Genomic DNA, 7,084 nt, shown 5'->3' on the forward strand with positions numbered 1-7,084 from the left:
CGACACGCGCGTGCTCCAGGTAGGAGACGTACACCGGGTCGCCCGCGCCGTGCGCCGACGTCGCCGAGGTGCACCACCAGTGCAGGTCGTGCCCGCCGGGACCCCACCCCCGCCGGTCGTACTCCCCGATCGAGACCTGGAGCACGCGCGTGTCGTCGGGCCGGTCGATCCACTCGTACGTCCTGCGCACCGGGAGCTGCCAGCAGACGTCCGGCTTGGTCTCCAGGGGCTCGCGGCCCTCGCGCAGCGCCAGGATGTGCAGCGAGCACCCGGCGCCGCCCTCGAAACCGGGGCGGTTCTGGAAGATGCACGAGCCGTTGTACGGACGGGTCTGGCGGTCGCCGTCCTCGTCCACGGAGACCCAGCCGGTCTCCCGGCCCACGTCGTGGTGCTGCCAGATGTCCGGCGTGAGCCGCTCGACGCGGCCCGCGACGCGCTTCTCGTCGTCATCGTCCGAGAAGTGGGCACCCAAAGTGCAGCAGCCGTCGTCGGCGCGGCCCTCCTTGATGCCCTGGCAGCCGCTTCCGAAGATGCAGTTCCAGCGAGAGGTCAGCCATGTCAGATCGCAGCGGAAGACCTGCTCGTCGTCCGCCGGATCAGGGAACTCCACCCAGGAGCGGGCGAAGTCCAGGCCCTTTTCGTCCGGTTCCTTCTTTCCGGTCCTCGCCGGTTTTCCGGACTTTCCCACCTTCTCGTTCTTCTCCGGCCTGCCCACCACCTTCTCCCGCTTCCCCTGCTTCGGCGGCTCATGGGACTCGGGCGACGACTTCGCCGACTTCGATTTGTCGGCCTTCGTCTTTTTCGTCTTTGGCACGTCTCCAGGGTATGCGTGCGGTGGTCCGCCCGGAGCCAGACATCCGCCGCACTCGGCGTAGCGTTTCGTACATGAGACTCGGTGTCCTCGACGTGGGGTCGAACACGGTGCATCTGCTCGTGGTCGACGCCCACCCCGGCGCGCGCCCGCTGCCCGCGCACTCACACAAGGCCGATCTGCGCCTCGCCCAACTCCTCGAACCCTCCGGGGCGATCGGCCCCGAGGGCGTGGACCGCCTCGTCGCCATCGTGCGCGAGGCGATGGAGGCCGCCGAGGACAAGGGCGTGGAGGAGGTCCTGCCGTTCGCCACCTCCGCCGTGCGCGAGGCGACCAACGCCGACGAGGTCCTGGACCGGGTCAGGGACGAGACCGGCGTCGCCCTGAAGGTGCTGTCCGGCGAGGAGGAGGCCAAGCTCACTTTCCTCGCCGCCCGGCGCTGGTTCGGCTGGTCCGCGGGCAAGCTGCTCGTCCTCGACATCGGCGGCGGCTCCCTGGAGATCGCGTACGGCATCGACGAGGAGCCGGACGCGGCGGTCAGCCTGCCGCTGGGCGCCGGACGCCTCACCTCCGCCTGGCTGTCCGCCGATCCGCCGGACCCGGCCGACGTGAAGGCGCTGCGCAGGCACGTGCGCGCGCAGATCGCCCGCACGGTGGGGGAGTTCAGCCGCTTCGGCGCCCCCGACCACATCGTGGCCACCTCCAAGACGTTCAAGCAGCTCGCCAGGCTCGCGGGCGCCGCCCGCTCCACGGAAGGGCTCTACGTACAGCGCGAGCTGAAGCGTAAGTCCCTGGAGGACTGGGTCCCGCAGCTCGCCGCGATGACCGTGCGCGAGCGCGCGGAGCTGCCCGGCGTCTCCGAGGGACGGGCCGGACAACTCCTCGCGGGGGCGCTGGTCGCGGAGGGCGCGATGGACCTCTTCGGCGTCGAGAACGTGGAGATCTGCCCCTGGGCGCTGCGCGAGGGCGTGATCCTGCGGCGGCTCGACCACCTGCCGGCCTCCTGAAAACCTGTCCGAGCGGAGCGGAATGAGGCCACCTCCCCGGCGCCGTGACGCGGCCCGTACCCTGTCTTGCGTGGCAGAACCAGTGGTGCGCGTCCCGGATGCGAAGGTCGCCCTGTCGACGGCCTCGGTCTATCCGGAGTCGACGGCGACGGCCTTCGAGATCGCCGCGCGCCTCGGCTACGACGGTGTCGAGGTCATGGTCTGGACGGACCCCGTCAGCCAGGACATCGAGGCGCTGCGCAGACTGAGCGACTACCACCGCATCCCCATCCTCGCCGTCCACGCGCCCTGTCTGCTGATCACGCAGCGGGTCTGGTCCACCGACCCGTGGGTCAAGCTCCAGCGCGCGAAGGCCGCCGCGGAGAAGCTCGGCGCCTCCACGGTCGTCGTGCACCCGCCCTTCCGCTGGCAGCGGCAGTACGCGCGCGACTTCGTCGACGGAATCTGGCGGATGGCCGACGAGACGGATGTGCGCTTCGCCGTCGAGAACATGTACCCCTGGCGCTACCGCGACCGCGAGATGCTGGCGTACGCCCCCGACTGGGACGTCACCAAGGACGACTACCGCCACTTCACGGTCGACCTCTCGCACACCGCGACCGCCCGCACCGACGCCATGGACATGGTCGACCGGATGGGCGACCGGCTCGGCCACGTCCACCTCGCCGACGGCAAGGGCTCGGCCAAGGACGAGCACCTCGTGCCGGGGCGCGGCACCCAGCCGTGCGCCGAGCTCCTCGAACGCCTGGCGGCCACCGGGTTCGACGGGCACGTCGTCATCGAGGTCAACACCCGCCGCGCGATGTCCAGCGCCGAGCGCGAGGCCGACCTCGCGGAGGCGCTCGCCTACACGCGGCTGCACCTCGCGTCGGCGGTCGGGGTGAAGCGGCCGTGACGCCGGGCGCCGCGGGCCCCGCCGCCCCGCGCCGCCGGGGACGGCCCTCCCGTACGGAGACGGAGACCGGGCCCGCCACCCGCGACCGGATCATCCAGGCGGCCCGCGACGAGTTCTCCGAGCGGGGGTACGAGAAGGCCTCCGTGCGCGGCATCGCCAAGGCCGCCGGGGTGGACTCCGCGCTCGTGCACCACTACTTCGGCACCAAGGAGCAGGTCTTCGAGGCCGCCGTCACCGTCGCCTTCGCGCCCGCGCTCGAAGCGCCCGCGGCGATCGAGGACGGCCCGCTCGAAGGCGTCGGCGAACGCCTGACCCGGTTCATCCTCGGCGTCTGGGAGAACCCCGCGACGCGCGCCCCGCTCCTCGCCATCGTGCGCTCCGCCGTCACCAACGAAACGGCCGCCGCCGTCTTCCGCCGCCTCGTCGCCACCCAGCTCCTCGGCCGGATCGCCCGCCGCATCGACCTGCCGGACGCGGAGCTGCGGGCCGAGCTGGCCGCCGCGCAGCTCGTGGGCGTCGCCATGCTGCGGTACGTGATCAGGGTCGAGCCGCTGGCGTCCGCCGACCCCGAACGGATCGTGGCGCGGGTCGCGCCCGTGGTGCAGGGACACCTGACGGGAGCCTGACACCCGGGAGACTCAGGACGGCTCCGGTCACCGGCCGGGGACACGGTCGCCCACCGAGACGACCGTCCCGCCATCCGGACAGCCTGTCCAGATCGTGGAGCGGCGGCGTACGCTCGACAGCAGTCTTGTCTCTCCGTTAGATCACTGTCACCAGATCGCTGTCACTGCCGAACGATCGCTGTAGTCCCCGAAGGAGCGAGCGACGATGCCCGAGCTCAGGTCCCGCACAGTCACCCACGGCCGCAACATGGCGGGCGCCCGCGCCCTTATGCGCGCCTCCGGTGTACCCGGGGCCGACATCGGGCGGAAGCCGATCATCGCGGTGGCCAACTCCTTCACCGAGTTCGTGCCCGGCCACACCCACCTCCAGCCGGTCGGCCGCATCGTCTCCGAGGCGATCAGCGCGGCCGGCGGCATCCCGCGCGAGTTCAACACGATCGCCGTGGACGACGGCATCGCGATGGGCCACGGCGGCATGCTGTACTCCCTGCCCTCCCGCGACCTGATCGCGGACTCGGTGGAGTACATGGTGGAGGCCCACTGCGCCGACGCCCTGATCTGCATCTCCAACTGCGACAAGATCACCCCTGGCATGCTGATGGCCGCCCTGCGCCTCAACATCCCGACGGTCTTCGTCTCCGGCGGTCCGATGGAGGCGGGCAAGGCCACCCTCGTCGACGGCACGGTCCGCAAGCTCGACCTGGTCAACGCGATCAGCGACGCGGTGAACGAGAACATCTCGGACGAGGACATCCTCCGCATCGAGGAGAACGCCTGCCCGACCTGCGGCTCCTGTTCCGGCATGTTCACCGCCAACTCCATGAACTGCCTGACCGAGGCCATCGGCCTCTCCCTGCCGGGCAACGGCTCGGTCCTCGCCACGCACACCGCCCGCAAGGCGCTGTACGAGAAGGCGGGCCAGACGGTCGTCGACATCACCCGGCGGTACTACGACGGGGACGACGCCTCCGTCCTGCCGCGCAGCATCGCCACCCACGCCGCCTTCGAGAACGCCATGGCCCTCGACATCGCCATGGGCGGCTCCACCAACACGATCCTGCACCTGCTCGCCGCCGCCCGCGAGGCCGAGGTCGACTACGACCTCTCCGACATCGACGCCGTCTCGCGCCGTGTCCCCTGCCTCGCCAAGGTCGCCCCGAACGCCGCGCCCACCACCACGTACTACATGGAGGACGTGCACCGCGCGGGCGGCATCCCCGCCCTCCTCGGCGAGCTGTACCGGGGCGGTCTGCTCAACGAGGACGTGCACACCGTCCACTCGCCCTCCATCAAGGAGTGGCTCGACACCTGGGACGTCCGCTCGGGATCGGCCTCCGAGGAGGCCCTCGAACTGTGGCACGCGGCCCCCGGCTGCCGCCGCTCCGCCGAGGCCTTCTCGCAGTCCGAGCGCTGGGACACCCTCGACACGGACGCCGCGCACGGCTGCATCCGCGACGTCGCCCACGCGTACTCCAAGGACGGCGGTCTCGGCGTCCTCAAGGGCAACATCGCCGAGGACGGCTGCGTGGTGAAGACCGCAGGCGTCGACGAGTCGATCTGGACCTTCGAGGGCCCCGCGGTCGTCTGCGACTCGCAGGAAGAGGCCGTCGAGAAGATCCTGAACAAGGCCGTCAAGGACGGCGACGTGGTCGTCATCCGCTACGAAGGCCCCAAGGGCGGCCCCGGCATGCAGGAGATGCTCTACCCCACGTCGTTCCTGAAGGGCCGCGGCCTGGGCAAGACCTGCGCCCTGGTCACCGACGGACGCTTCTCCGGTGGCACCTCGGGCCTCTCGATCGGCCACGCCTCGCCCGAGGCGGCGGCGGGCGGCACGATCGCGCTCGTCGAGGACGGCGACCGCATCCGCATCGACATCCCCGGCCGCTCGATCGAACTGCTCGTCCCCGAGTCAGAGCTCGCCGCCCGCCGCGAGGCCCTGAACGGCGTGTACGCGCCGAAGGCCCGCGAGCGCAAGGTCTCCGCCGCCCTGCGCGCCTACGCGGCCATGGCGACGAGCGCCGACAAGGGCGCGGTCCGGGACGTCTCCAGGCTCGGCTAGAGCCCAGGGGCAGGACCTCCGGAACGTTTCGCGGCGCGGGTGCGTCCTTGGTGTGAGGAACACGCCAGGGGCGGCCCGCGCCGCCGGTTACGGGGGAGAGCAGATGAGCGAGCACGTGATCACACCGGATGCCGCGCTTGAGCTTCCGGACGAGTTTCCCGGGGACGTCGCGGCCACCGGGGCCGAAGCGGTCGCCGTGGCGGCAGCGGCCAGCTATCCGGTCATCGCGGCGGTCAACGTCCGCTCGGGCCCGGGCACGTCGTACGCGAAGGTGGGACGGCTGAGCGCGGGCGCACGCGTCACCATCCAGTGCCAGAAGGCGGGCGAGCAGGTCACGGGCCCCGGCGGCACATCCAAGCTCTGGGACCGGATCGGCAGCGGCCGCTGGGTCTCGGACACCTATGTGCGCACGGGCAGCACCGGGTACGTGGCACCCCGCTGCTGACACGGCTGTCCGGTACGTACGGGGTCACCCGCGGAAGCCGCCGGGGGCCGGTGGGCCGGAACAGCGGCCCTCAGCGGGCCCGCGGCGGCTTCGTCGCGTCGAAGGCGAACACCGTGTTCCTGGCGGCGGCCACCACGACCACGCGCCCCGCGAGGGTCACGCGCGGGGAGGCGTTCTCCTCGCCCGCCAGACCGTCGGCGCGCGGGTCCGTCGTGAGCAGCGGCTTGCCCGTCGCGGCGGCGAGCACGACGACCCGGCCGCTCGCCGAGCTGAAGTACAGCTTCCCCGCGCCGTCCGCCACCGGCCCCGACGCGCCCTCGACCGCCGTCTGCCGCGACCACTTCTTCCTGCCGGACACCGGATCGACCGCGGTGACCAGGCCGGTCCCGCCGCTGAAGTAGACGGTGCCGCCCGCCATGCCGGGCGTCCCGGCGTACGTCTTCGGCAGCCGCGCGTACGAGACCTCGTGCGAGGCCAGGTCCAGCCGCGCGACCCCGTCGTAGCCGACCATGGCCGGTCCCTCGTGGCGCTCGTGGAGGAGCACGAGGCTGCCGTCCGCCGTGCCGAACGGCTTCACGGGACCCTTGACGGCGACGGGCTCGCCGAGGCTCCCCGAGGTCAGATCGGCCTCGCGCAGGACCTGGTGGCGCACGTCGGTCGCGGCCAGCTCGGCACTGGGCGCGCACATCGCGTACAGCCGCTCGCCCGCCGGGACGGGCGCGCACTTCCGGCCCGCGGGGAACGGCGTCCGCCAGAGCACCCGGCCGCTGTGCGCCTGCCGCGCCTCGAAGCGGCTGTTCGACGCGTCGACCGTGACGACCGTGGAGCCGAGCACCACGGCGTCCCGGGTGCGCCCGGTGACGGCCGTGGACTGGGCGCCGGACGGGGCCGACCAGAGCTCCTCGCCCTTCTCCGCGTCCAGGGCGACCACCTGGACGGCGGAACTGTCCGGCTGGTCCTCGGTCCCGATGCGGTAGCCGAGCACGGTGTCACCGCTCACGCCCACGATGTGCATGCCCTGCGCCGGGACGCCCGGACTCTTCTCCGTCCAGACGCGGGAGCCGTCGGCGGCCCTGACGCGGGTGGCGAGGACACCGCCGCCCCCGCAGAACAGCGCCTCACCCCGGCCCACACAGCGCAGCTCGTCCGGAATGTCCTCCCGGCCGCCCGGCACCGTCTCGCGCCACGGCCGGAACCCCTCCGGCAGCGGGGACCGCTTGGCCGCGGCGACCGTGCGCTCC

General features: G+C 72.1%; 7 protein-coding genes. 5 read left to right on the plus strand and 2 right to left on the minus strand.

The genetic code is table 11. The features are described from left to right. A partial coding sequence (locus tag AB8Z36_RS26625) for a hypothetical protein (RefSeq protein ID WP_369215913.1) occupies positions 1-814 on the minus strand: 814 nt, incomplete at its 3' end. A 71-nt stretch (positions 815-885) separates the two neighbouring features. Between AB8Z36_RS26625 and AB8Z36_RS26630 the strand changes: the two genes are divergently transcribed. From AB8Z36_RS26630 to AB8Z36_RS26650, 5 genes are all read left to right on the plus strand, one after another. Continuing rightward, positions 886-1,818, plus strand: a complete 933-nt coding sequence (locus AB8Z36_RS26630; RefSeq protein ID WP_369215914.1) for a Ppx/GppA phosphatase family protein — start codon at positions 886-888, stop codon at positions 1,816-1,818. A 70-nt stretch (positions 1,819-1,888) separates the two neighbouring features. Continuing rightward, positions 1,889-2,713: a sugar phosphate isomerase/epimerase family protein gene (locus AB8Z36_RS26635; RefSeq protein WP_369215915.1), complete on the plus strand. Its 825-nt coding sequence runs from the start codon at positions 1,889-1,891 to the stop codon at positions 2,711-2,713. After that, positions 2,710-3,339 (plus strand): TetR/AcrR family transcriptional regulator, encoded by a 630-nt coding sequence (locus tag AB8Z36_RS26640; protein WP_369215916.1) that lies wholly within the window; start codon positions 2,710-2,712, stop codon positions 3,337-3,339. Before AB8Z36_RS26635 ends, AB8Z36_RS26640 begins: the two co-directional genes overlap by 4 nt. A 205-nt stretch (positions 3,340-3,544) precedes the next feature. Continuing rightward, complete coding sequence (ilvD, locus tag AB8Z36_RS26645; RefSeq protein ID WP_369215917.1) at positions 3,545-5,398, plus strand: dihydroxy-acid dehydratase; 1,854 nt, start codon at positions 3,545-3,547, stop codon at positions 5,396-5,398. Between the two features lie 103 nt (positions 5,399-5,501). Next, on the plus strand, positions 5,502-5,843 hold the full coding sequence (locus AB8Z36_RS26650; protein ID WP_369215918.1) for an SH3 domain-containing protein: 342 nt from the start codon (positions 5,502-5,504) through the stop codon (positions 5,841-5,843). Positions 5,844-5,913: 70 nt separating this feature from the next. Here AB8Z36_RS26650 and AB8Z36_RS26655 read toward each other — a convergent pair. Further along, positions 5,914-7,084 (minus strand): outer membrane protein assembly factor BamB family protein (locus AB8Z36_RS26655; protein WP_369215919.1); only part of this gene is annotated, 1,171 nt, incomplete at its 5' end.

The sequence above is a fragment of the Streptomyces flavofungini genome (assembly GCF_041028215.1).
Taxonomy (GTDB): Bacteria; Actinomycetota; Actinomycetes; order Streptomycetales; family Streptomycetaceae; genus Streptomyces; species Streptomyces flavofungini_B.